This is a genomic window from Blattabacterium sp. (Nauphoeta cinerea), assembly GCF_000471965.1.
Classification (GTDB): domain Bacteria; phylum Bacteroidota; class Bacteroidia; order Flavobacteriales; family Blattabacteriaceae; genus Blattabacterium.
Window position 1 is genome coordinate 532,714 of sequence record NC_022550.1, and the last position, 24,785, is coordinate 557,498.

Here is a 24,785-nt window from a genome sequence, read left to right on the forward strand (position 1 = left end):
ATTTTAATGAAAATAAAAAGAAGATGATACAATTTCACGATTTTTATTCAGAATTTTATATTCTGTATATTCGAATGAATCTCTTGGAATTATTTGAATCCATTTTTTATATTTCAACAACCATTTTTGTTGAATAGAAGGAAATCCTTTTTTTAAATAAGCCGAAACAAAAGAATGAGTATGTAATTGTATTCTTTTATGATTTTTATTTTTTATAATAGTTTCTATAATAAATTCTAAGTGATGAATATAATTTTCAGGAGAATGTTTAGAATATTTATTATTTATATTTATTTTTTTTAATTCAGGTCTTACCCTATGACGAGTAAACTGAACTAAACCAAATTTATTGGGAGGTAATATTTGATGTTTTGCTCTATCGTTTTTCATTTTTTCTTTTAAATGTTCATATAGTCGTTTTTTTTGTATAGAATCAGACATATCTATAAAATCCACTACGATAATACCACCCATATCTCTTAATCTTAGTTGTCTGGCTATTTCCGTTGCGGCTAACAAATTTATTTTTAATATGTTATTAATTCTTTCTGATTCCGTACAATTTTTCATCATATGATTGATCATACCACTATTAACATCTATAACATGTAAAGCTTCAGTATGCTCTATAATAAGATAAGCTCCATTTTCAAGAGGTACATTTTTTCCTAAAAAAATTTGTATTTGTTTTTCTATCCCATATTTTTCAAATATGGGGATATTACCTTTGTAATATCTAATGATGTTGGTTTTCTTTGGAGAAATTAAAGATAAATATGAATGAATTTCTTGGCAGATAAAATTATCATTGCAACAAATAGATTTAAAATCATCATTGAATATATCTCTTAATAAACAATAAGTTTTACTATTTTCACTTAACACCCGAACTGGTGGAAAAAGTTTCATTAAATTATTTGATATTTTTTTCCATTTTTTTACTAAGAAAATTAGTTCTTCATTTAAAATATCTTCTATTTCATTATTAGCAGCTGTACGAATAATAATCCCAAATGAATTTGGGATTATTTTTTTTATGTAAGAAATCAATCTATTTCTTTCTTTTACATCTTTTATTTTTTTTGAAATAGAAATTTTTTCTGAAAAAGGAATGAGTATTAGATTTCTTCCTGGAATACAAATTTTTGTAGTAAGTTTTAGGCCTTTATTAGAAATAGGTTCTTTAGAAATTTGAACTAATATTTTCTGTCCAATATGCAATATACGACATATAGAATTTCTGTTTTCTGGGTTATTAAAATTATTAAAAACAAATTCTTTTTCTTTTTTTGTGTGATTCTTTGATATCAAATCCAATATTTGATGAGTTTGAAATCCAAGATCATCATAATGCAAAAATGCTCCTTTTGAATGCCCTATATCTATGATAGCAGCATTTAATCCATACAGAATTTTTTGAACGACTCCCAAATAAATATCTCCTACAGAGAATTTTTTATTAAAAACATCTCTGTGAAGCTCTAATAATTTTCCTTCTTCCAAAAGAGCGATTTTAACTTCTTGTTCTTCTGCATTTATAATTAACTCTTTATTCATACACAAAAACAAGGAAAAAAGTTTGTATAAATTACAATAGATTAATTTTTTTAAAAAAAATTATTATTTCTTTTTATGCCTATTTTTCCTATTTCTTTTTTTTCTTTTATGAGTTGCTATCTTACGTCTTTTTCTTTTTTTTCCGTTTGGCATAATTTTTATTTAGTAATTGTTTGATTCATTGTATTCCCGTTTTCATTGATTTCTTGATAGGAACATTTTTTTTCACTAGTTCGGTAAAAGACTTTGCAGGTTTAAATGCCGGTATATTATGCGCAGGAATTACAATAGACATATCTTTGGATATATGACGGCCCAGTTTTTTCGCTCTATATTTAATAATAAATGATCCGAATCCTCTTAAATAAACATTTTCCCCCGACGTTAAACTTTGTTTTATTTTTTTCATAAATGTTTCTATCACCTTTTGCGTATCAACTCTCTCAGATCCAGTCTCTGATATGATTTCTGTTATTATATCTGCTTTTGTCATGTTAAATCATTATATCGAATAACAAAATTCGATTCGGTTTCCTAAATATACCAATTTTTTATAAATAGGCATAAATTGCTTTAAAATTAAAAATATATGGATTTTTCCAAAAAAATAATAAATTGGTACAAGAAAAATCATAGAAAACTTCCTTGGAGAAAAACTACAAATCCATATTATATATTAGTTTCAGAGTTTATGTTGCAACAAACAAGAGTTTCACAAACCATAATAAAGTCTTATTTAAATTTTATAAAAAAATTTCCAAATTTAGAAAAACTAGCTCAAGCAGAGGAGAAAGACGTATTGAAAAAGTGGGAAGGATTAGGTTATTATTCTAGAGCAAAATATTTACATTCTTTTGCTAAAAAATTAAAAAATGGAAAAAATTTTTTTCCAGTCAAATATCAAGAATTAATAAAATATAAAGGAATAGGACCATATACAGGAGCCGCTGTCGCATCTATATGTTTTCATGAAATTATACCTGCTATTGATGGAAATGCTTGTCGAGTATTTTCCAGATATTTTGGAATATCCAATAATATTACATCTTCCACTACAAAAAATATGTTTCGAATTATTGTTTCAAAAATCATAGATTTTGAACATCCAGGAATTTTTAATCAAGCAATTATGGATTTAGGTTCTATTTTATGTACTCCAAAAAATCCTAAATGTTTCTTATGTCCAATTAAAAATTCTTGTTTTTCCATTCAAAATGGAACTGTACATAAATTCCCTGTAAAAAAAATAAAAAAATTTATAAAACACAGATTTTTTTATTATATTTTTATACGTGATCGGAATAAGAATATTTGTTTAAACAAAAGATTCAATAAAGATATATGGAGGGGCCTTTATGATTTTCCTTTAATAGAATCAAAAAAAAATCTTTCAATTCATGAAATAATAGATAAAATTTGGAAAATATTTCAAATAGTTATTTATAATACTTCAATTTATAAAATTGAACACAAACTTACCCATCAAATTTTATCAATTCGATTTATTAATTGTGAAACTTTACAAGATTTAAAGAAAAATATATTATTTGATAATTTTTTTTTATACCACCTAATCAAATAGTAGAGTATCCTTTTCCTCGTCCTATTATTTTATTTTTAAAACATGAAAAAATGATTTGATGAACTCTAGCATGAATTTAAAATCCATTTTTTATCACGATAAATTTTCCATTTTATTTTATAAAAATTATTATCAAAATTTCATCTATTGGAAAAAGAATCTTCGACGAATGTTTTTTTAGAAAAAACCTTCTATTTAGTTTTTTATTTTGCATTAATAATAATACTATTATTATTTTCTGCACTAATATCTGGATCAGAAACTGCTTTTTTTTGTATTGAAAAAAAAATTCTTGACAAAGAGAGAAAAAAAAACTCTTATAAAGGGAATATTGTATTTAAAATTTTAAAAGATAAAAAAAAGTTATTGGCAACAATATTAATATCTAATAATTTTTCTAATATTGGAATTATCATATTAAGCTCTTATTTGATAACAGAATTTTTGCAAAACAAATATTTTATTATTTATAACAAATTTCATATTCCTATTGATTTTTTTTTAGAGGTAATAGTTCTTACTTTTATTTTACTTTTATTTGGTGAAATAATACCTAAAATATATGCTAGTAAAAATAATTTACGTTTTGCTTTTTTTATGGCAAAACCATTAATAATTCTTAGCAAAATATTAGATCCTATCAGTAAAATCATAATTTTTATTTCAAAATTTATAGAAAAAAGAATAATAAAAAAAAAGAATTACATTTCTGTAGATCAGCTTTCAAAAGCTTTGAAAATTACGTCTTCAAATCATCAAAATATTAAAGAACGTCAGTTTTTGCAACGAATTGTTGATTTTGGAAATACAGAAACACATCAGATTATGACTCCTAGAATAGATATGTTCGCTTTAAATAGCAATATAAACTCTCATGATGTATTAGAATTGGTTCGTTATCAAGGATATTCTAGGATTCCTATTTATAAAAATAGTATTGATGACATAGAAGGAGTTCTTTTTGCTAAAGACCTCCTTCCATTTATTTATGACAATAATTTTAAATGGAATAGATTGATTCATAGTCCTTTTTTTGTTCCAGAAAAAAAAAAGATAGATGATCTTTTAAGTGATTTTAAAAAAAGAAAAATACATTTAGCTATTGTGGTCGATGAATATGGAGGAACATCCGGGTTAGTTACCCTTGAAGATGTAATTGAAGAAATAGTGGGAGATATTATTGATGAATTTGATGAAGAAGACATGTCTTATTCCAAATTAAACCAAAATAATTATTTATTTGATGGAAAAACATCTTTAATTAATTTCTATCGTATTATGGATCTTAAAGAAGAAGAGGAGATTTTTTTTGAAAATCAAAAAGGAGATGCAGATACTTTAGGAGGGTTTATTATGGAAATAAATAAAGAATTTCCCAAAAAAAAACAAAAAATAAATTTTTCAAATTATTCATTTATTATAAAAAGCATAGATCATAAAAGAATTAAAACTATAGAAGTAATAAGAAAAACATGAAGATGATGTATGTTAAAATGAAAAAAATTAAATTTATAATAATAGTTATATAATTCAAATTCATGACATGAGAAAAAATACAATTTTTTTTTCTATCATATTTATGATCATAATATTTAGCACATATTTTTTATTAAAGATATTTTTTTTATATCCATCAGAAATAAAAGCGCAGAAAGAATTGAATGATGCTCAACAGTATCTATATCAAGGAGACATAGAGAAAGCCTTAAATAGAAAAAATATTAAAAGAAATTATTTAGGATTTTTGGGGATATCTTCTAAATTTTTTTTTACTAAAGCAGGAAATATATCTAAATTTTATGCTGGAATTTGCTATTATAAATTGGGTGATTATAAAGAATCTATAAAAATAATGAAAAGTTTTTCGGCAAAAGATGAAATGATATCTTCTATAAAATACGGGATAATAGGAGATGCTTTCACTCAAATAAAAAATGAAAAGGAAGCCTTAAAAAATTACATTATAGCAGCAAATATAAGAGAAAATGAAATTACGACCCCCCTTTATTATTATAAAGCAGCATTATTAAATTTTTATATAGGAAAATATAAAGATTCTAAATATTTTCTAGAAAAAATAGAAAAAAAGTATCCTTTTTTTTTGTATAAAAAAAACGTAGAAAAGTATCTTATGTTTATTGACAATAAATTATAAATTATGTTTATGAAAACAGATCCTGTTTATTCATTAGATAAAAAAGAAATAAAAAATGCAAATTTAAAATTTGCTATTATTGTTTCTTTATGGAATAGTGAAATTACAAATAGGTTATATAAAGGAGCTTATAAAACTTTAATTGAGTTAGGGGTCGTAAAAGAAAAAATTAAAACTTGGGAAGTTCCTGGAAGTTATGAATTAATTTATTCTTCTAAAAAAATAGCTCATAGTTTCAATTTTGATTCAATCATTGCAATAGGCTCTCTAATACAAGGAGAAACTCCTCATTTTAAGTATTTATGTCAAGCGATTTCGCATGGAATTAAAGATATTAATATAATATATGATGTCCCTGTTATATTTTGTGTTCTTTCTGATAGGAATCAACAACAATCTTTTGATCGATCAGGTGGAAAAAATGGAAATAAGGGAATAGAATGTGCGAAAGCAGCTATATATATGTCTTTATTTAGAAAATCTATAAAATGAAAAATATTATTCAATTTTTGCCTGAAAAAGTGATTCAGCAAATAGCTGCAGGAGAGGTCATACAACGTCCTTCTTCTGTTTTAAGAGAGCTTTTGGAAAATGCAATAGATGCAAATGCAAAAATAATTGACATATTTATCAAAGATTCAGGAAAAACATTGATTCAATTAATGGATGATGGAATAGGAATGAGTATTGATGATGCTAAAATGAGTATTCAAAGACATACTACTTCTAAAATTAAAAAAAATGATGATATTTTCAGAATTAAAACAAAAGGATTTAGAGGAGAAGCTTTGGCTTCTATAGCGTATATTTCTCAATTAGAAATTCAAACTAAAAACAGAGAAAATGCAATAGGAATTCATCTTTTTATAGAAGAAGGAAAAATAAAAAAAGAAATTCCTATAAATATACTTCAAGGAACAAGAATTTCTGTAAAAAATATTTTTTATAAACTTCCTGTTAGAAGACAATTTTTAAAATCTTCTAGGATAGAATTTCAACATATTATTTATGAATTCTATAAAATTGTATTGGCACATAGAAATATAACATATCGTTTTTATCATAATAATAAAATTATTTTTTATTTTAAAAAGGCTTCTTTAATAGAAAGAATAAAGGATATTTTTATTAAAAATAAAAGGAAAAATTTAGTTCCCATTTTGATTCAAAAAAATAAAATTATTGTAAAAGGATTTGTTAGTGTTCCAGATGTTTCTACAAAAAAAGGAGATCAATTTTTATGGGTCAATCAACGTTGTGTGACACATTTATTTTTGCATAAAAAAATTATTCATGCTTATGATGGTTTTTTGAAAGATTTTAAGACCGCTTCTTATTTTATTTTTATTTTCCTAGATTCCAGTTTAGTAAATTGGAATATACATCCAACAAAAAAAGAAGTTAAGCTAGAAGAAGAAAAAATTATAGGTGAAATAGTTCAACAAGAAATCAAAAACGTGTTATTTTCTCAATATAAAGTAATCAACAAAGAATTAAAAAACCATGATATTTTTTTATCTGAAAAATCACTTAAAAAAAGTTGTTTATTAAATAATTTGTATGATAAACTTTCTAATAAAGAAAAAATTATCCAACATAAAATCAATGAATTTGATTATGATACATTTAATATAAATTTTCAATTAACGAATGAGTTTTATCATTATGTTTATCATAAAACAGAAATAAAAACATTACAAATTAATAGAAAATATATAATTTTTGGATTCAATAATGAATATATAATACTGGTTGATCAACATAGAGCACATCAAAATATATTATTTGAATTCTTTTTAAGGAAAAAAAGCTTTGTGAGTCAACAATTTCTTTTTCCTTTAAAGATAAAACTTTTGGAAAAAGAATTTCTTTCTTTGAAGAATATCAAAAATGATTTGATCAATTTTGGATTTCATTTATATATTTGTAATGAATTAGTTTATTTATATTCTGTTCCTGAAAATATACATCAAAATATGTTAGTCAGAATTATTCAAAATATTGTAACATATAATTTTATCAAAGGAGAAAAAAATAATAAAAAAAAACTTATTCATATTATATCTAAATCCGCATCCATAAAATACGGCACAAAATTATATCCTGAAAAAATGGAATGTATAATTAAAGATTTATTTTCTTGTCATAATCCAAATTATACGTATTCAGGAGATCCCATATTTTTTGTATTGAGCAAAAATATTTTTTAAAAAGTGAATTTTTATACAAATTTCAATTCAGATGCTGTCAAACATTTAATTAGTATTAATATACTTGTATATACAGCTACTTTTGTTTTTTCACAATATAAAATCGAAAGCATTCTTTCTTTATACCATCCTTTAGATGAACGATTTGAACTGTATCAAATTTTGACTCATATGTTTGTACATTCTCAACGACTTTTTTTGCATATAATTTTTAATATGTTGGCTTTATTCATGTTTGGAGGACAAATAGAAACCCTATTAGGAGTCAAAAAATTTATGATTCTATATTTTTCATCAGGAATTTTAGCTGCATTATTTCAGATTATTTTTAATACTGGTGTTTTATATTACTTTGTTCAAACTTTAGATTTTTCACAAGCTAAAAAAATGTTAAATTATTTAAATGAAGAACAAAAAATCAATCTTTATAGTTCTATGTATTCTCCTATGATGGGAGCTTCTGGAGCTGTAAGCGGAATAGTAGGAGCTTTTGCTAAATTTTTTCCGGAACATAAAATTTTCATTTTACCTTTTCCTTTTCCAATAGCAGTTAGAAAAGCTTTGATAATTTTTATTTTGGGAAGTTTTATTTCTTCTATTCTTAATTTGGCTCCTGGGGTTGCACATTTTGCTCACATTGGTGGTATTTTATCTGGATATTTAATAGGAAGTATTTTTATAAAAAATGAAACTTTTTATTGATTTTATGACTTATCGTTTTGAAACAAAAAATAAATTAAATATACAAATGAAAATAAAAAAAATAAAGATAAATAAGAATGTTTTCCGTCTATTGTTCTCATTATACGATTTCCCCTAAATTTCCAGTGAAATATATTTAAAGGATTTTCTCTATTCCAATCGATGCTCATCCATATAAATATAGGTTTCCCTACTATATGATCTTCTGGAACAAAACCCCAATAACGAGAATCAAATGAGTTATGTCTATTATCCCCCATCATAAAATAATAATTGTTTTTTATTTTATAAAATTTTTTTGAAATTATATCGAATTTTTTAACTTTTTCATAAGTAAAAATTTCATTATAAATATGAATATTTTTTTTATCTAATTTCAAAAATTCTCCTTTTTTAGGTATGTGTAATGGACCAAAAAAATCTCTATTCCAATCAGTGTGAAATATACAATGTTCTTTAAAAGAAATAGGAAGAATATTTTTTTTTATAAAAACCATATTTTCAAATAAATTTTTTATTTGATCTGCTTTTTCTTCATTTAACATTATTTGATAAAAATATTCATCATTTTGTTCTCCGACATATTCAATATCTTTTATATCCATTTTATTTTTTAAATATTCTATATTTAAAGGAATATTTACCGTCTTAATCAAATAAGATTGTTGTTTTTCTGAAAAAGGTTTTTCTTTTTTATGATTCACAAATAAAATTCCTTTCCTAATATAGACTAAATCTCCTGGTAATCCTATACAACGTTTAATATAATGATCTTTTCGATCTATTATCTTATGATTAGAATCTTTAGGAAAATTAAAAACGACTATATCGTTTCTTTGTACAGATTGAATGGAAGGAAAACGAAAATAAGGCCATTGAAAAATAGAAATATAAGATTTTATATTTCCAATGATATTATTGTGTGTAAAAGGCATAAAAATAGGTGATATAGGCATTCGTAAGCCATAATGAATTTTACTAACTAGTATAAAATCTCCTACCAATAAAGTTTTTTCCATAGAAGAGGTGGGAATGACAAAAGGCTGAACTATATAAGTATGAGTTATAAAAGAAAAAATAAATGCTAATAAAATTCCTATATTATCTTCTTTTTTTCTTATATTTTCAATTTTTTGAATTTGAATTTTTTTAAAAAAATTTATAATAAATATATAATCCTGCAGATAAAAAAAATAAAATAATATTTTTTTCGTTTTTTTTAAAAAATTGAAAAACAAATCCATCCACAGAATAAAAATTAACATTATACTAGTTAATGGAATAAACAATAGAAAAATCCACCATATAGATCTTCTATAAATTTTTAAAAGAACAAAAATATTATATACAGGAATTAAAATTTTCCAAGATTTTACCCCTAATTTTTTATAAAACCTCCATGTTCCTAAAATATGAATAACATGTTCAAAAAATAAAAAAATACCACTAAAAATAAAATATTGGAACATAAAAGATATTTTATCTATATACCTAAAACCTCTTTCATAGAAAAAATACCTTTTTTATTTTGTATCCATTCTGCTGCAATAACAGCACCCAAAGCAAATCCAACTCTACTATGAGCTTTATGCTGTATTTTGATGTCCTCTATTTTAGATTCATATTTTACAACGTGTATTCCTGGTACATTATTGAATCTTTTTGAAAGGATTAAAATTTTATCTTGATCTTTTTTTTTTTTGTCCAAAATCCATGTTTTTTTCATTTTGTTATTCACTATATCCTTTGCTAAGGAAAGAGCCGTTCCACTCGGTTTATCTATTTTTTCTTTATGGTGAATCTCTTCTATTGTTACTTCATAATCTTTAGAATATAAATGTAACAGTTTAGATAATTTTTTATTAATATCGAAAAAAATATTCATCCCAATACTAAAATTGGAAGAATATAAAAAAGATCCATTTTTTTTTTGGCATATTTTTTTAATAACTTCAAATTTTTCCAACCATCCTGTAGTTCCACTTACTATAGGAATATTATTTTCTATACAAATTTTTACATTGTTAAATGCAGAATGGGGTTGACTAAATTCTATTGCTACATCTGAATTTGAATCATTCAATAAATGGACAGAAGGGGTTCCATCATAACATAATGAAATTTTATGATTTCTAACTTTAGCTATTTTTTCTATAGCTTTTCCCATTTTTCCATATCCTATTATTGCTATATTCATATTACTTTCTTTTTAATTGGAATAAAATCCATTCAAATATACCTCATATTTTTTTTTGATGAAATATCAATAAATTTTATATTTGAACATAATGCCCACGTGGTGAAAATAGGTAGACACGCCACCTTGAGGGGGTGGTATCCGATTAGGATGTGCTGGTTCAAATCCAGTCGTGGGTACAACTTTGTTTTTTTTATATAAGAATTCGGAATAAATCTGGATTTTTATTTAAATATTCAAAATGAACTTTATGTTTCTTCATTTTTCCTAGTAATCCAGAAAACTCATTTTTATCTGATAATTCTATTCCTATCACTGCTGGTCCTTCTTCTTTAGAAGTTTTTTTGGAATATTCAAAATAGGCAATATCATCTTTGGGGCCTAAAATATTATTAACAAATTCTTTTAAAGCCCCGGCTCTTTGAGGAAATTTTACAATAAAATAATGTTTTTTTTCTTCATACAAAAGGGATCTTTCTCTTATTTCTTCCGTTCTAGTAATATCATTATTTCCTCCACTTAAAATACAAACAATAGTTTTCCCTTTTATTTTATCAGAATAAAAATCTAAAGCGGCGATTGAAAGAGCCCCAGCTGGTTCTGCAACGATAGCTTCTAAATTATATAAATCCAAAATCGTTGTGCAAACTTTTCCTTCTGGAACAGTTATGATATCAAATAATGTTTGATTGCATATATTGAAATTCAATTCTCCCACTTTTTTAACTGAAGCTCCATCAATAAATCTATCTATCATTTTTAATTCAACGATTTTTCCTGTTTTTAAAGAACAACTCATAGAAGGAGCTCCTTCAGGCTCTACTCCTATAATTTTAGTTTTAGGACTAAATTCATGAAAATGACTTCCTACTCCAGAAGCTAATCCTCCTCCCCCAATAGGAATAAAAATATAATCTATGTCCGAAATAGATTGTTTCAAAATCTCTACCCCAACAGTAGCTTGTCCTTCAATAATTTTAATGTCATCAAAAGGATGAATAAAAATTTTGGAATTTTTTTTACAATCTTTCATAGCTTCAAAACTAACTGCATCAAAAGTGTCTCCGATCAGAACAATTTCTACATACTCTTTCCCAAACATTTTTACTCTTTCTACTTTTTGTTTTGGAGTAGTGCTAGGCATGTAAATTTTTCCAGGTATTTTTAATATGTTACAAGAATAAGCGACTCCTTGTGCATGATTTCCTGCACTAGCACAAATAACTCCTTTTTTTAGTTCTAGTTCTGTATTAGATAAACTTATAATTTTGTTATAAGCTCCTCTAATTTTATATGAACGTATAATTTGTAAGTCTTCTCTTTTTAGAAAAATATTAGCTTTATATTTTTCTGATAAAAGATAATTTTTTTGTAATGGAGTTTCATAAATAATATCTTTTAAAATATTTTGGGCTTTGACTATTTCTTTATAAGAAGGAAAATATCCTTTTAACTTATTATTCAATCTTTTAAAAATAAAAATGAACTCTAATTATGATCTTTTTTTTTCGGTCTAAGATTACGAATTATGGATCCTACTTTCCACAATTCACTTTGTCTCAGATCTTGCAATTCTTTTTGTAATTTCTTTCTATAATTTATATCACTATTAGTTTTAATGATTCTTTTCGCTTCGTTACCAGAATAAACTTCATGATATAATTCTTGAAATACTGGAAAAGTTGCATCTCTAAATTTTTTCCACCAATCTAAAGCACCTCTTTGTGCAGTTGTAGAACAATTAGCATACATCCAATCCATTCCTTCTTCAGATACTAATGGCATCAAGCTTTGAGTTAATTCTTCTACGGTTTCGTTAAAAGATTCTGAAGGAGAATGTCCTTTTTCTCTCAATATTTGATATTGTGCCGCAAAAATTCCTTGTATAGCTCCCATTAAAGTTCCTCTTTCTCCTACTAAATCAGAATACACTTCATTTTTAAAATTCGTCTCAAATAAATATCCAGATCCTATTCCAATTCCAATTGATAAAGTTTTTTCTAAGCTATTTCCACTATAATCCTGATAAATAGCATAACTAGAATTAATTCCTTTTCCTTGTTTGAAAAGTCTTCTCAAACTGGTTCCTGATCCTTTGGGGGCAACTAAAAAAATATCTATATTTTTAGAGGGATATATTTTTGTTTGATTGCAAAAAGTTAATCCAAATCCATGTGAAAAATATAAAGATTTTCCTTTAATTAAATATTTACTAAGAGTAGGCCAAAACGAAATTTGACCTGCATCTGATAATAAATACATAATTATAGTCCCTCTTTCAGATGCTTCTTCCAAAGAAAAAAGATTTTTCCCTTCTATCCATCCATCTTTTAACGCTTTATTCCAAGAATAAGAATGTTTCCTTTGTCCTACTATTACTTCAAATCCATTATCTCTTAAATTTAAAGATTGTCCAGGGCCTTGAACTCCATAACCTAGAACAGAAATAGTTTCTTTTTTTAAAATTTTTATAGCTTTAGATAAAGGAAATTCGTTTCTTGTAATAATGGTTTCTTCTACAGATCCAAATTTAATTTTCATAATTTTTAATATTTAAATGATTTAATATGTGACTAATGGGAAATCCATTTTTTTACATGAATTTTTTCTAGAATTTTTATCTTTGAGTTTGTAATAGTAAACATGAATAATTCCAATTAATTTTTCAATTAATTTTTTGATTTTAAATAATTGTTCTTCTTCGCATTCTAAATCAACAACATATTGAACATCATTACTAATTGTTTTTTTATCATTATTGCTAGACGCATTAATATGATTAGTTTTTAAATTTATTCTGTTTAATATAATAAGAATTCTACTCAATAATCTTGTTTCTTTTTCTCCTAAAATTATTATTCTGAATTGATGCTTCATAGTGTTATATTTTTTTATGTTAAACGAATTTCATCTACAGATGCTCCTGCAGGAATCATAGGAAAAACATTATCTTCTTTTTCTATTACAACTTCTAGCAAAAAAGCTTTTTCATGATTTAATGCTTTTTTTACTGATTCTTCTAATTTTTCTCTTTTACTCACTTTTTTTGCTTTTATATTATAAGCATTAGCTAATTTTATAAAATCTGGATTAACTAATTCTGTACACGAATAACGTTTATTAAAAAAAAGCTGTTGCCATTGACGGACCATTCCCAAAAAATTATTATTTAATAGTATAATTTTAACGGAAATCTTATTTTGTAAAATAGTACCCATTTCTTGTATTGTCATTTGAATTCCTCCATCTCCTACTACACAAATAACTTGTCTATTTTTAGTTCCTAATTGAGCCCCTATAGAAGCTGGTAAAGCAAACCCCATAGTTCCTAATCCTCCAGAAGTTATTTGACTTTTCTTGCATGTAAAATTGAAATATCTTGAAGCTATCATTTGATGTTGTCCTACGTCAGTTACAAGAATTGCATTTTTTTGCTTATATTGATTGATCCACCTTATTACTTCTCCCATAGTAATCCCTTTTTTTTTGGGATGAAGATCTCTTTGTATAACTGTTATTTTTTCTTTTTCTTTAAGATGAAAAAATTTATCTATCCATTTTTTATGAATAGATTCATTTACATAATAAATTAATTTTTTTAAAGATGTTTTACAATCTCCCAAAATAGGGATATGACATAAAATGTTTTTATTAATTTCGGAAGAATCTATCTCTAAATGAATAATTTTAGCTTGTTTTGCATATTTTTGAACATCTCCAGTAACACGATCGTCAAACCGCATTCCTATCGCAATGAGAATATCACATTGATTAGTTAAAATATTAGGTGCATAATTTCCATGCATTCCTAACATCCCAACATGTAAATGATGATCACTATTTAACGCTCCTAATCCTAATAGAGTACTAGCTACCGGAATTCCAGTTTTTTCAACAAATTCTTTAAATTCATCTTCTGCTTCAGCTAAAATTACTCCTTGACCTACAAGAATCAAAGGCTTTTTAGCCGAATTTATTATATTTGCTGCTTTTATTATTTTTTCATCCTCTATACAAGGATACGGGTGAAAATTTTTTATATATTTACAACGTGTATAATGAAATACAGTTTTTTGAAACTGAGCGTCTTTAGTAATATCTATTAATACAGGTCCTGGTCTTCCCTTTTTAGCTATAAAAAATCCTTTTTGAATCGATTCACAAATATCTTTAGCTTTTAAAACTTGAATATTCCATTTTGTTACAGGAATAGAAATATCTATGATATTTGTTTCTTGAAAAGCATCAGTTCCCAATAAATGAGAAGACACTTGTCCAGTAATACAAACAATAGGGGTACTATCTATCAAAGCATCTGCTAATCCAGTAATTAAATTGGTAGCACCTGGACCTGAGGTCGTAAAACACACTCCAATTTTTCCAGTGGCCCTAGCATATCCTTGCGCTGCATGAATAGATCCTTGTTCATGACGCATGAGAATATGCGAAATAGAATTTAAGTAATCGTGTAAAGAATCATATATAGGCATAATAGCCCCGCCTGGATATCCAAATATATATTCTACCTCTTCATATAAGAGCGTTTTTATTACTATTTCTGAACCATAGAATAACTTTTTTTCCATATATATATACTAAAATTGATCTGTGATGCATCCAGTGGAAGCTGGAGATACCATTTTTGTATATTTGTGTAGATATCCTTTTTGAACTTTTAGTAAAGGAGGGACCCATGATCTTCTTCTTTTTTGTATTTCTTCATCCTCCACTTCAAGAGTCATGGTATTATTTTCTGTATCTATTTTAATAAAATCATTATTTTGTACTAAAGCAATCAATCCTCCAGATTGTGCTTCTGGAGTTATATGTCCTACAACGAAACCATGTGATCCTCCTGAAAATCTACCATCTGTAATAAGAGCTACTTTTTTTCCTAATCCAGATCCCATAATATAAGATGTTGGCTTTAACATTTCTGGCATTCCTGGTCCTCCTATTGGCCCTACATATCGAATAACAATGACAGATCCAGGTAAAATTTTATTATTCAAAATAGCTTGATTGGCTTCTTCTTCCGAATCAAAAACATTAGCGATCCCCCTAAAAATAGTTCCTTCTTTTCCAGTAATTTTAGCTACAGATCCTTGAGGGGATAAATTTCCATATAAAATTCTAATATGTCCGTTTTTTTTGATGGGATTATCTATAGGATAAATAATTTTTTGATTAAAAGTTATATCGGGAATATTTTTCATATTTTCAAATAATGTTTTTCCAGTAACAGTTAAACAATCTCCTGATAATATTCCTTCATTTAACAAATATTTTATAATAATAGGCATACCTCCTACATACATATGAATATCTTCCATTAAGAAAATTCCACTAGGTTTAAGATTTCCAATTATAGGGATTTGATTGCTAATTTTTTGAAAATCTTTTAAAGAAAAATTAATATTTGCTGATTTAGCGATGGCCAAAAAATGTAAAACTAAATTAGTAGATCCTCCCAAACACATAGCTAATTTTACTCCATTTTCTATAGATGTTTTTGTTACAATATCTTTTGGTTTAATTCCTTTTTTTAATAGATTTTCAATATATATGGAAACTTCTTTGCATTCTATTTTTTTATTTTTACTTGTTGAAGGAGAAGAAGAGGAGTAAGGAAGCATCATCCCCATGGCTTCGAAAGCAGAAGCCATAGTATTTGCTGTATACATACCTCCACAAGCTCCTGGTCCAGGACAGGAATTTTTTACGATATTTTTATATTCATTTTCAGTAATTTGACAGGTATTTTTTTTTCCTAAGGCTTCAAAAGAAGAAACGACATCTAATTTTTTTCCATTGTAATAACCGGAAGAAATGCTTCCTCCATATACAATTATAGACGGTCTATTCAATCTTAATAAAGCTATCATAACTCCTGGTATATTTTTATCACATCCAGGTATAGCTATTATCCCATCATAATGATGAGAATCTACTACAGTTTCTATACTATCTGCTATTAATTCTCTAGAAGGAAGTGAATATCTCATTCCTAATGTTCCCATGGTAATTCCATCACTGACTCCAATAGTAGTAAATTGAAATCCTATTAAATTCTTATTTATGACTGATGACTTTATTTTTTTAGCCAATTGATCTAAATGCATATTACAAGGATTTCCTTCATACCAGTTACTAACTATTCCTATTTGAGCTTTACAAAAATCTGAGTCTTTCATTCCTGTAGCATACAACATAGCATGTGCTGCTGGCAAATTAGGTTCTTTCGTGATTTTTCTGCTAAAATCGTTAATTCTTTTTTTCATGAAACATTTTAATAAATCAAAAAGCCCTACTGATCTATCAAGTAGGGATAAAAAAACAACACCAAACTTGAATAGTTTTATGAAAAAAAACTATACAAAAATATTAAATTATATAATATGCAAAAATATGAAAAAAATAGATTATATAAAAGCGGTTTTTAGGTATTTATTTCTAAAATATTATTATTTTTTGATTTATTAATGAATATCTTATAAAGTTTGCAATAAAGAATTATTAAAACAGTGTATTTTTATTTTTTTAAACTTTTTTAAAAAATAAAATATAAAATAATAGAAATAACCCCTGACCCTATTAACTCTTTTCCAAGATACCATACAGCAAATTGTCCTTCCGTTATAGCACATTGCATTCTATTAAACTCAATAAACATTCCTTTTTTTATTTTATATAATTTGGATTTTTGTAATGGTTGTCTATAACGAATTCTACAAAATACATCCATTTTTTCTCCTTCTAAAAGAGTTAGATCTTTCCGTATCCAATGAATATTTTCTTCCTGAAGAAACAAAGATTTTCTATATAATCCTGGATGTTGTTTACCCATTCCTATATAAACAATATTTTCTTTTACATCAGTATCTATAACAAAAAGAGGCTCCTCATAACCTCCTAATGCTATTCCTTTACGTTGTCCTTTAGTAAAATAATAAGCTCCTTGATGATATCCAATTATTTTTCCATCAGATTTTTTGTATTTTTTTTTTTTAATAAAAAAAATAAATTCTTCTTCTTTAGAAAAAAAAAAATTTTTTTCTTTATATAATGAAGCATTAGAATTAATACAGATTATTTCTCCTTTTTTGGGAATAATTCTTTTTTTAAGAAAATTGGGAAAATTCACTTTTCCTACAAAACATAAACCTTGAGATTCTTTTTTGTAAGCGCTCCGTAATTTATATTTTTCTGCTATTTTCCTTACTTGATTTTTAGTTAATAACCCTAATGGAAATAGGGATTTTTCCAATTGATATTGTGTTAATTGACATAAAAAATATGATTGATCTTTATTAAAATCTTTTCCAATTAAAAGACGATAAATTGTTTTCTTATTTTTCAATTTTTTTTTATTTACATAATGTCCTGTGGCAATAAAATCAGCCCCTAAATCAAGGCATTTTTTCAAAAAAATGTTAAATTTTATTTCTCGATTACACAAAATATCTGGATTAGGAGTTTTTCCTAATCTATATTCATTGAACATGTAATTTATAACGTATTTTTTATATTCATTTTTCATTTCAATTATTTGAAAAGGAATCCCTAATTGTTTAGCAACTAACATAGCGTCAATGCTATCTTCTTTCCAAGTACATTTATTATTAGAATCTTCCTCTTCCCAATTATGCATAAATAAACCAATAACTTTATAACCTTTCTTTTTAAGAATTAATGCAGCAACACTTGAATCAACACCCCCTGATAACCCGACTATTACTTTTTGCATAAAAATATTATAAAAATAAAATTGAATAACTTATTAAGAAAACATTTCTCTTACACGATCAAAAAACGATTTTTCTGAATTTCCTGGATGAGGAAGAAAATTTTCACTTTTTCTCATTTTTTCAAAAAATTTTCTTTGTTCTTCATTAATTTTTTTTGGGGTCCAAACATTTATATGAATTAAAAGACTTCCATGTCCATATCCTTCAAGATTAGGTAATCCTTTGTTTTTTAATCTAAGAGTTTTTCCGGATTGTGTTCCTGGATCTATTTTTATTCTTGCTTTTCCATTAATAGTAGGAACTTCTTTTAAAGCTCCTAATATTGCATCTGGAAACGATATATACAAATCATAATGAAGATTGTTCCCTTCTCTTTTTAATTGAGGATGAGGAATTTCCTCAATTAACACAATCAAATCACCAGGAATTCCATCAAATGGAGCTTCATTTCCTTTTTCAGAAACTTTTAATTGAATTCCTTCTGTAAGACCTGCAGGTATTTTAATATTGACTAATTCTTCTTCTTTAATTAATCCATGTTTATTAGCTCCATAAGGAATATTTTCAATGATTTTACCAGTTCCATAACATCTATTGCATTGAGAAGTAGTTTGCATTCTTCCCAAAATAGTATTGGTAACTCGTGTAATTTGACCGCTTCCATTACAAGATATACAATTTTTAAATTTGATCCCTTTAGCAACTTTAAGTCTTTTAACTTTAACTTTTTTTTCTACTCCATTAGCTATTTCTTCTAATAAAAGTTTTACTCTGATTCTTAAATCGCTCCCTTTAATAGTTTTAGATCTAGTTGATCTTCCAAAACCAAAACTGGAAAACCCCTCTCCAAATGCATCAGCAAAAATATCCCCAAAATTTGCGAAAATATCTTCCATATTCATTCCTGAACTCGAACCGCTTCCTTTGATTCCAGAATGTCCAAATTTATCGTAACGATGCCTTTTTTCTGAATGGCTTAAAATCTCATAAGCTTCAGCTGCTTCTTTAAATTTTTCTTCCGCTTTCTTTTTATTATCTAAATTCTTATCTGGATGATATTTGATTGCTAATTTTCGATAAGCTTTTTTAATTTCTTCTGGAGAAGCATCTCTAGAAACTCCTAATACTTCGTAATAATCTTTTTTCATCATGAAGACAAAAATTGTTAATTATTTTCCGGTAATGACTTTAGCATGTCGTATAACTTTTTCTTTTAGAAGATATCCAGCTTCTATAATTTCTATGATTTTTCCTTTTAAATTTTCTGTAATAGCTGGAATTTGTGTTATCGCCTCATGAAAATCTGTGTTAAAATCATCTCCTTTTTTTATTTTTATTTTACTTAATCCTTTTTCTTTTAAAATTTTAATAAGTTTTTCTTGAATCAAAAAGACTCCTTTTACAAGATGTGCATCTTGAGATTTTCTTAATTCTTTAATTCCTCTTTCAAAATCATCTAAAATTGGAATTAAATCTATAATAATTTGTTCATGAACATCTCTAAAAATATCAACTCTTTCTTTTTGAATCCGTTTTTTATAATTTTCAAATTCTGCAAAAAGACGTAAAAATTTATCTTTTTCTTTTTCTAATTCTTTTTTAAGAAATTTAATTTCTTTTATTTCTCCCTGAAAATAAGAAGACTCCGATATTTTTTCATCTATTTCATTAGATGTAGATGATTTTGATCGTTTCTCATTTTCAGTATTTTTTTCAGTATTTTTTTCAGTATTTTTTTTAGTAATATCCATAATATAAAAAATATTTTCAATATAATTCTATGGACTTAAAGCAAAATATTTGCCAAAAATTAAAACGATGTCATAATGACACTTGATAAATCAAATAATCGAATTGAAATTCAAATGTTTTCTAATACAATTTAATCTTTTGTGAGCTATACTTTTTGCTTTTTTAGCTCCTGTAAATAAAATATGATCTAATAAAGATTTATTTTTCATAAAAGAAAAAAATTTTTCTCTTTCCAATGAAAATTTATGAATGATATGTTCATATAATGCAATTTTTGCTTCATAATATCCATATCCTCCTCTGATATATTTTTTTTTCATAATTTCTATTTGTTCCACAGTAGCCAGTAAACTGTATAAAGACATAATATAATCATTTTCAGGATTTTTCTTTGCTTCTATAGATTTGCTATCTGTGCGAATACTCATAATTTGTTTTTTCAAAATTTCATCAGAAGAAAAAATATCAATACAATTTTTTTGAGATTTACTCATTTTTTTTCCGTCTGTTCCTAACACAAACATATTTTGTCTTTGTAAAAATGCATTAGGTAACACAAATAATTCTTTTCCTATTTTTTGATTAAAATAATAGGCAATACGACGAGCTATTTCTATATGTTGTAATTGATCCATTCCTACTGGAACAATTTTTGCATTGTAAAGTAAAATATCGGCAGCCATTAAAATAGGATAAGTAAATAAGCCCGTGCTTATTTTACTTTGATTTATTTTTTTCATTTCTGTTTTGAAAGCATGAGATAATACAAGTCTTTTATATGGATAAAAACAATTGAAATACCAAGCTAACTCAGTAACCAATGACACATCGGATTGTCTATAAAATAAACAATTATCAACATTTAAACCGAAAGCTAACCATGCAGCTGCAATTTGATAAGTATTATTTCTTATTGTTTTTATATTATTGATTTGAACCATAGAATGTAAATCTGCTATAAATATAAATGAAGAATGTTTTGTGTTTTTATTAGCTATGGATACAGACGGAATAATAACACCTAAAATATTTCCTAAATGAGGTGACCCTGTACTTCTAATTCCTGTTAACATATTTTCCATAATTATATTTTTAAAAAAATGGATAATTGGAATTTTTATTATTTTTTTTTATTTATAGATTCTAATCCACTGATAATTTCAAGTATTTCTTTAGTTATTGTACTTTGTCTTTCTTTATTATAATTTAATATTAGATCATGTTTAATATCAGATGCATTTTCTGTAGCTTTATGCATAGATATCATACGAGCTGTATGTTCTGCTGTAGTAGATTCCCAAAAAATTTTCAATAATTTGGCATTTAAAAATTTTGGAATTAAAAAATTGAATATCTTTTCTTGAGAAGGTTCTAAAATATAGGAAATTTCTGACGTTTTTTTTTTAAAATCTTTAGCCGTAATTGGAAAAAATTTTTCTACAATTGTTTCTTGAAATAAAGATTTTTTTAAATGATTGTATATTAAATAAATTGAAGAAAATTTGTTTTTAAAACAATCAAAAATTAACTCTGATACTAAAGATCGAATTTTTTGATTCGATAAATTACTTTCAATACAATTTTTATTATATATTACATATTTTCTGTTTTTACACAAAAAATCAAATCCTTTTTTTCCAATAGATAAAAACATACATTCATTATGTAAGTTACTTTTTTTTTGAAAAAGATTATTAATTTTTTCAAAAATCAAAGAATTAAAAGAACCACATAAACCACGATCAGAAGTAAATACAATAAATAATTTCATTTTTCCTTTTTCTAAAAAATATTGATTTTTTTCATATTTTTTTTCTGTTAACAAAATATCTAAAAGAATCATCTCTATATAATCCAAATAAATTTTGACTTGGATAAGTAAATCTTTTGTTTTTCGTAATTTTACTACAGAAATCATTTTCATTGCTTCTGTAGTTTTTATAACTGATTCTACAGACAATATTCTTCTTTTGATTTCTTTCAGATTAGACATATTTATCGCTTAATTCTAAAACTACTGTTTCTAAAATATTTGATATTTTTTCGTTAAAAATTCCACTTCTTAAAGAAATTAAAATATTTTCATGTTTTTCTTTTAGATAAAAAAGATATTCTTTTTCAAAATCTGAAATTTTATCAATAGGAATCTTATGAAGTAAATTTCTAGTCCCCGCATAAATAATAGCTATCTGATCTGCTATATCATAAGGAGTATGAGAAGGTTGTTTTAATATTTCTATATTAATCTTTCCTTTTTTTAGGATATTCATAGTATATGAATCCAATTCTGAACCAAATTTAGAAAAAGATTCTAATTCTCTAAATTGAGCTTGATCTAATTTTAAAGTCCCAGATATTTCCCTCATAGATTTAATTTGTGCTGATCCTCCTACACGAGAAACAGATATACTTTCATTAATTGCAGGACGCACTCCAGAATGAAATAAATCTTTTTCTAAAAAAATTTGTCCATCTGTAATAGAAATCACATTCGTAGGAATATAAGAAGATATGTCTCCAGACTGAGTTTCAATAATAGGTAATGCAGTTAAAGATCCTCCACCTTTGATTTGTTTTCTAATAGAAAATGGAATATCATTCATATTTTCAGCCATTTTTTGATCTTTTATAATTTTAGCTGATCGTTCTAAAAGACGAGAATGTAAATAAAATACATCTCCTGGATAAGCTTCTCTCCCAGGTGGACGTCGTAATAATAAGGATATTTCCCTATAAGAAACCGCTTGTTTTGAAAGATCATCGTATACGACTAAGGAAGAACGACCTGTATCCCTAAAATATTCTCCTATAGCAGTTCCAGAAAATGGAGCAAAAACTTGCATAGATACTGGATCAGAAGAGGTCGAAGAAACTATAATTGTGTAAGACATTGCTCCTTTTTCTTGTAAAATTTTTGAAATTCTAGCTATTGTAGAACCTTTTTGACTAATAGCTACATAAATGCAATAAACAGGTTTATTTTGTTCAAAAAATCTTTTTTGATTAATAATTGTATCAATAGCTATAGTTGTTTTTCCAGTTTGTCTATCCCCAATAATTAATTCTCTTTGTCCTTTTCCTATGGGAATCATAGAATCTATAAATTTTATACCTGTTTGAAGAGGTTCTTGGACAGGTTCTCTATAAATAACACCTGGAGCCTTTCTTTCCAACGGCATTTCAAATAGTCCCCCTTTTATAGGACCTTTTCCATCTATAGGATTTCCTAATACATCTACAACACGACCTAACATATTATCCCCTACTTTGATTGAAAAAATTTTTTTAGTTCTTTTTACTATATCTCCTTCTTTCAAATTTTTTGGGGAACTAAGTAAAACTATGCCTACATGATCTTCTTCTAGATTCAAAACCATCCCTTTTGTTCCATCATGAAATTCAACTAATTCTCCATAAAAAGCGGAATTAAGTCCAAAAGATCTAACAACTCCATCCCCTATTTGAACAATAACACCAAATTCGGATAGTTTGGTTTCAAATTGAAAATTTGATAATTCCTTCTTAAGAATTGATGAAATTTCAGAATATTTTAAATCTGACATATGAAAATAAAATCTTTATATTTAATGATTTTGAAATATATTTTTAATATAATATAATTGTTCCTGAATACTAAAATTCCATTCTTTATATCCTACACGGAATAGAAAACCTCCAATAATAGATTTATCAACTCTATTTATGATATGAAATCTTTTTTTATTAGATATTATTTTATGTGCAATTGTTTTTTGTATATTTTTTCTCAAAGGAAAAGCAGAAATAATAATAGATTTCACAAATCCTTTTTGATTTTCTTCATATATTTTTTGGTATTCTAAAAAAATTTCTTTTAAAAGTGATTCTCTTTTTCTTATAGTTAAAAGTTTAATAAATTGAAAAAGTAAAATATCAAAATTAAAAAATATTTTTTTGAAAATTTTTATTTTTTTTTCATAACTCAACATGGAGGTATGGAGAATTATACATATTTCTGTGTTTTTATTTAAAAAAAAAGATATTTTTTTTATTTTATCATAAGTAATATCACTGTTTTTTTTAAGAGAATACTCAAAAAAAACTTTAGCGTAATGTTGAATTATTTTTTTATTTGAAAACATTTTGAATATTTCAATAAAAATAGAATTAGTATTGATCTACTAGTTCTTTTATAAATTTATCTTGTTTATTATTTTGATCTAATTCTTTTTTTAATATTTTTTCTGCTATTTGTATAGAAATATATCCTATTTCATTTTTTAATTTATGAATTGCAACTTCTTTTTCTATTTGAATATTTTTTTTTGTTTCTTCTATAATTTTTTTCTTTTCTATCGTCCCTTCTTCTATAGCTTTTGATTTTATTTTTTCTCTGATTTGAATAGCTTCTTTCAGAATCATATCTCTTTTTATACGAATTTCCTTTAAAATTTTATTTTTCTTATCTTCTATATGTTTCAATTCTTTTCTCACTTGATCTGCTTTTTCAATAGATATTTTAATTTTTTCCTCTCTTTGATCAATAAAATTCATTATGGGTTTCCAAGCAAATTTCGAAAGAAAGAGCATGAGTATTACAAATATTATTGTATGCCAAACAATTAATCCAATAGAAGGAGTGACTAAATCCATTGTAATTTTATTATTTAAATACAGCTAATAATGTAGTAACTATACCAAATAATGCGGCCCCTTCAATTAATGCGGCCACTATAATCATAGCATTTTGTATTTTATTTGAAGCATCAGGTTGTCTCGCAATAGCGTCCATTGCAGAACTTCCGATTTTTCCAATACCTAACCCCGCTCCTATTACTGCAAGACCGGATCCAAGAGCGGCTAAACCTGAATAAGTTAAATCTATATCCATATTTATTAATAT

At 25.6% G+C, this 24,785-nt stretch carries 24 protein-coding genes and 1 tRNA gene; 7 read left to right on the forward strand and 18 right to left on the reverse strand.

What is annotated here, in order from left to right:
* Positions 1 to 3 precede the first annotated feature (3 nt).
* The gene (locus K645_RS02655) at positions 4 to 1,557 is read right to left on the reverse strand and encodes an Rne/Rng family ribonuclease (RefSeq protein WP_041936031.1); all 1,554 of its coding nucleotides are present in this window, start codon (positions 1,555 to 1,557) and stop codon (positions 4 to 6) included.
* A 178-nt stretch (positions 1,558 to 1,735) separates the two neighbouring features.
* Positions 1,736 to 2,050 (reverse strand): HU family DNA-binding protein, encoded by a 315-nt coding sequence (locus tag K645_RS02660; protein WP_022565339.1) that lies wholly within the window; start codon positions 2,048 to 2,050, stop codon positions 1,736 to 1,738.
* A gap of 96 nt (positions 2,051 to 2,146) precedes the next feature.
* Here K645_RS02660 and K645_RS02665 point away from each other — a divergent pair, with 96 nt between their 5' ends.
* The 6 genes from K645_RS02665 to K645_RS02690 all read left to right on the forward strand — a co-directional run bounded on the left by K645_RS02665 (position 2,147) and on the right by K645_RS02690 (position 8,206).
* Complete coding sequence (locus K645_RS02665) at positions 2,147 to 3,139, forward strand: A/G-specific adenine glycosylase (protein ID WP_022565340.1); 993 nt, start codon at positions 2,147 to 2,149, stop codon at positions 3,137 to 3,139.
* A gap of 147 nt (positions 3,140 to 3,286) precedes the next feature.
* Positions 3,287 to 4,615 carry a gliding motility-associated protein GldE gene (gldE, locus tag K645_RS02670; RefSeq protein WP_022565341.1) on the forward strand — a complete coding sequence of 443 codons (1,329 nt, stop codon included), beginning with the start codon at positions 3,287 to 3,289 and terminating at the stop codon, positions 4,613 to 4,615.
* A 67-nt stretch (positions 4,616 to 4,682) separates the two neighbouring features.
* Positions 4,683 to 5,294, forward strand: coding sequence for a tol-pal system YbgF family protein (locus K645_RS02675; RefSeq protein ID WP_022565342.1), 612 nt, complete (start codon positions 4,683 to 4,685; stop codon positions 5,292 to 5,294).
* Between the two features lie 9 nt (positions 5,295 to 5,303).
* Entirely contained in the window at positions 5,304 to 5,786 is a 483-nt protein-coding gene (ribH, locus tag K645_RS02680; RefSeq protein WP_041936032.1) for a 6,7-dimethyl-8-ribityllumazine synthase, read from the forward strand.
* Positions 5,783 to 7,504 (forward strand): DNA mismatch repair endonuclease MutL, encoded by a 1,722-nt coding sequence (gene mutL, locus K645_RS02685; RefSeq protein ID WP_022565344.1) that lies wholly within the window; start codon positions 5,783 to 5,785, stop codon positions 7,502 to 7,504. The genes ribH and mutL overlap by 4 nt, the downstream gene beginning before the upstream one ends.
* Positions 7,505 to 7,507: 3 nt before the next feature.
* Positions 7,508 to 8,206: a rhomboid family intramembrane serine protease gene (locus K645_RS02690; protein WP_022565345.1), complete on the forward strand. Its 699-nt coding sequence runs from the start codon at positions 7,508 to 7,510 to the stop codon at positions 8,204 to 8,206.
* Between the two features lie 2 nt (positions 8,207 to 8,208).
* On the opposite strand, the gene lepB is transcribed toward K645_RS02690, so the two are convergent.
* Together lepB and dapB are read right to left on the reverse strand one after the other, a co-directional pair.
* Entirely contained in the window at positions 8,209 to 9,675 is a 1,467-nt protein-coding gene (lepB, locus tag K645_RS02695) for a signal peptidase I (RefSeq protein ID WP_022565346.1), read from the reverse strand.
* A 14-nt stretch (positions 9,676 to 9,689) separates the two neighbouring features.
* On the reverse strand, positions 9,690 to 10,403 hold the full coding sequence (dapB, locus tag K645_RS02700; protein WP_022565347.1) for a 4-hydroxy-tetrahydrodipicolinate reductase: 714 nt from the start codon (positions 10,401 to 10,403) through the stop codon (positions 9,690 to 9,692).
* Positions 10,404 to 10,496: 93 nt separating this feature from the next.
* Between dapB and K645_RS02705 the strand changes: the two genes are divergently transcribed.
* Positions 10,497 to 10,582: transfer RNA gene (locus K645_RS02705), tRNA-Leu, on the forward strand.
* A gap of 14 nt (positions 10,583 to 10,596) precedes the next feature.
* Here K645_RS02705 and ilvA read toward each other — a convergent pair.
* The 14 genes from ilvA to atpE form a co-directional block, all read right to left on the reverse strand.
* Entirely contained in the window at positions 10,597 to 11,868 is a 1,272-nt protein-coding gene (ilvA, locus tag K645_RS02710; protein ID WP_022565348.1) for a threonine ammonia-lyase, read from the reverse strand.
* Positions 11,869 to 11,891: 23 nt separating this feature from the next.
* A complete protein-coding gene (ilvC, locus tag K645_RS02715) occupies positions 11,892 to 12,944 on the reverse strand; it encodes a ketol-acid reductoisomerase (RefSeq protein WP_022565349.1) in 1,053 nt (350 codons plus the stop codon).
* A 21-nt stretch (positions 12,945 to 12,965) separates the two neighbouring features.
* Positions 12,966 to 13,280, reverse strand: a complete 315-nt coding sequence (locus K645_RS02720; RefSeq protein ID WP_022565350.1) for an acetolactate synthase small subunit — start codon at positions 13,278 to 13,280, stop codon at positions 12,966 to 12,968.
* A gap of 14 nt (positions 13,281 to 13,294) precedes the next feature.
* Positions 13,295 to 14,989, reverse strand: coding sequence for a biosynthetic-type acetolactate synthase large subunit (gene ilvB, locus K645_RS02725; RefSeq protein WP_022565351.1), 1,695 nt, complete (start codon positions 14,987 to 14,989; stop codon positions 13,295 to 13,297).
* A 9-nt stretch (positions 14,990 to 14,998) separates the two neighbouring features.
* Positions 14,999 to 16,684 carry a dihydroxy-acid dehydratase gene (ilvD, locus tag K645_RS02730; protein ID WP_022565352.1) on the reverse strand — a complete coding sequence of 562 codons (1,686 nt, stop codon included), beginning with the start codon at positions 16,682 to 16,684 and terminating at the stop codon, positions 14,999 to 15,001.
* Positions 16,685 to 16,953: 269 nt separating this feature from the next.
* Positions 16,954 to 18,150 carry a tRNA 2-thiouridine(34) synthase MnmA gene (mnmA, locus tag K645_RS02740; protein WP_022565353.1) on the reverse strand — a complete coding sequence of 399 codons (1,197 nt, stop codon included), beginning with the start codon at positions 18,148 to 18,150 and terminating at the stop codon, positions 16,954 to 16,956.
* Between the two features lie 33 nt (positions 18,151 to 18,183).
* The gene (locus K645_RS02745; RefSeq protein ID WP_022565354.1) at positions 18,184 to 19,302 is read right to left on the reverse strand and encodes a DnaJ C-terminal domain-containing protein; all 1,119 of its coding nucleotides are present in this window, start codon (positions 19,300 to 19,302) and stop codon (positions 18,184 to 18,186) included.
* Between the two features lie 18 nt (positions 19,303 to 19,320).
* Positions 19,321 to 19,902 carry a nucleotide exchange factor GrpE gene (locus tag K645_RS02750; RefSeq protein ID WP_022565355.1) on the reverse strand — a complete coding sequence of 194 codons (582 nt, stop codon included), beginning with the start codon at positions 19,900 to 19,902 and terminating at the stop codon, positions 19,321 to 19,323.
* Between the two features lie 90 nt (positions 19,903 to 19,992).
* Positions 19,993 to 20,985: a tryptophan--tRNA ligase gene (gene trpS, locus K645_RS02755; RefSeq protein ID WP_022565356.1), complete on the reverse strand. Its 993-nt coding sequence runs from the start codon at positions 20,983 to 20,985 to the stop codon at positions 19,993 to 19,995.
* A gap of 38 nt (positions 20,986 to 21,023) precedes the next feature.
* The gene (gene atpG / locus K645_RS02760) at positions 21,024 to 21,896 is read right to left on the reverse strand and encodes an ATP synthase F1 subunit gamma (RefSeq protein ID WP_022565357.1); all 873 of its coding nucleotides are present in this window, start codon (positions 21,894 to 21,896) and stop codon (positions 21,024 to 21,026) included.
* Entirely contained in the window at positions 21,889 to 23,466 is a 1,578-nt protein-coding gene (gene atpA / locus K645_RS02765) for a F0F1 ATP synthase subunit alpha (protein WP_022565358.1), read from the reverse strand. The genes atpG and atpA overlap by 8 nt, the downstream gene beginning before the upstream one ends.
* 21 nt (positions 23,467 to 23,487) lie before the next feature.
* Positions 23,488 to 24,024, reverse strand: coding sequence for an ATP synthase F1 subunit delta (gene atpH / locus K645_RS02770; protein WP_022565359.1), 537 nt, complete (start codon positions 24,022 to 24,024; stop codon positions 23,488 to 23,490).
* Between the two features lie 25 nt (positions 24,025 to 24,049).
* Positions 24,050 to 24,535: a F0F1 ATP synthase subunit B gene (gene atpF / locus K645_RS02775; protein ID WP_022565360.1), complete on the reverse strand. Its 486-nt coding sequence runs from the start codon at positions 24,533 to 24,535 to the stop codon at positions 24,050 to 24,052.
* A gap of 10 nt (positions 24,536 to 24,545) precedes the next feature.
* On the reverse strand, positions 24,546 to 24,773 hold the full coding sequence (gene atpE / locus K645_RS02780; RefSeq protein ID WP_022565361.1) for an ATP synthase F0 subunit C: 228 nt from the start codon (positions 24,771 to 24,773) through the stop codon (positions 24,546 to 24,548).
* Between the last annotated feature and the right edge of the window lie 12 nt (positions 24,774 to 24,785).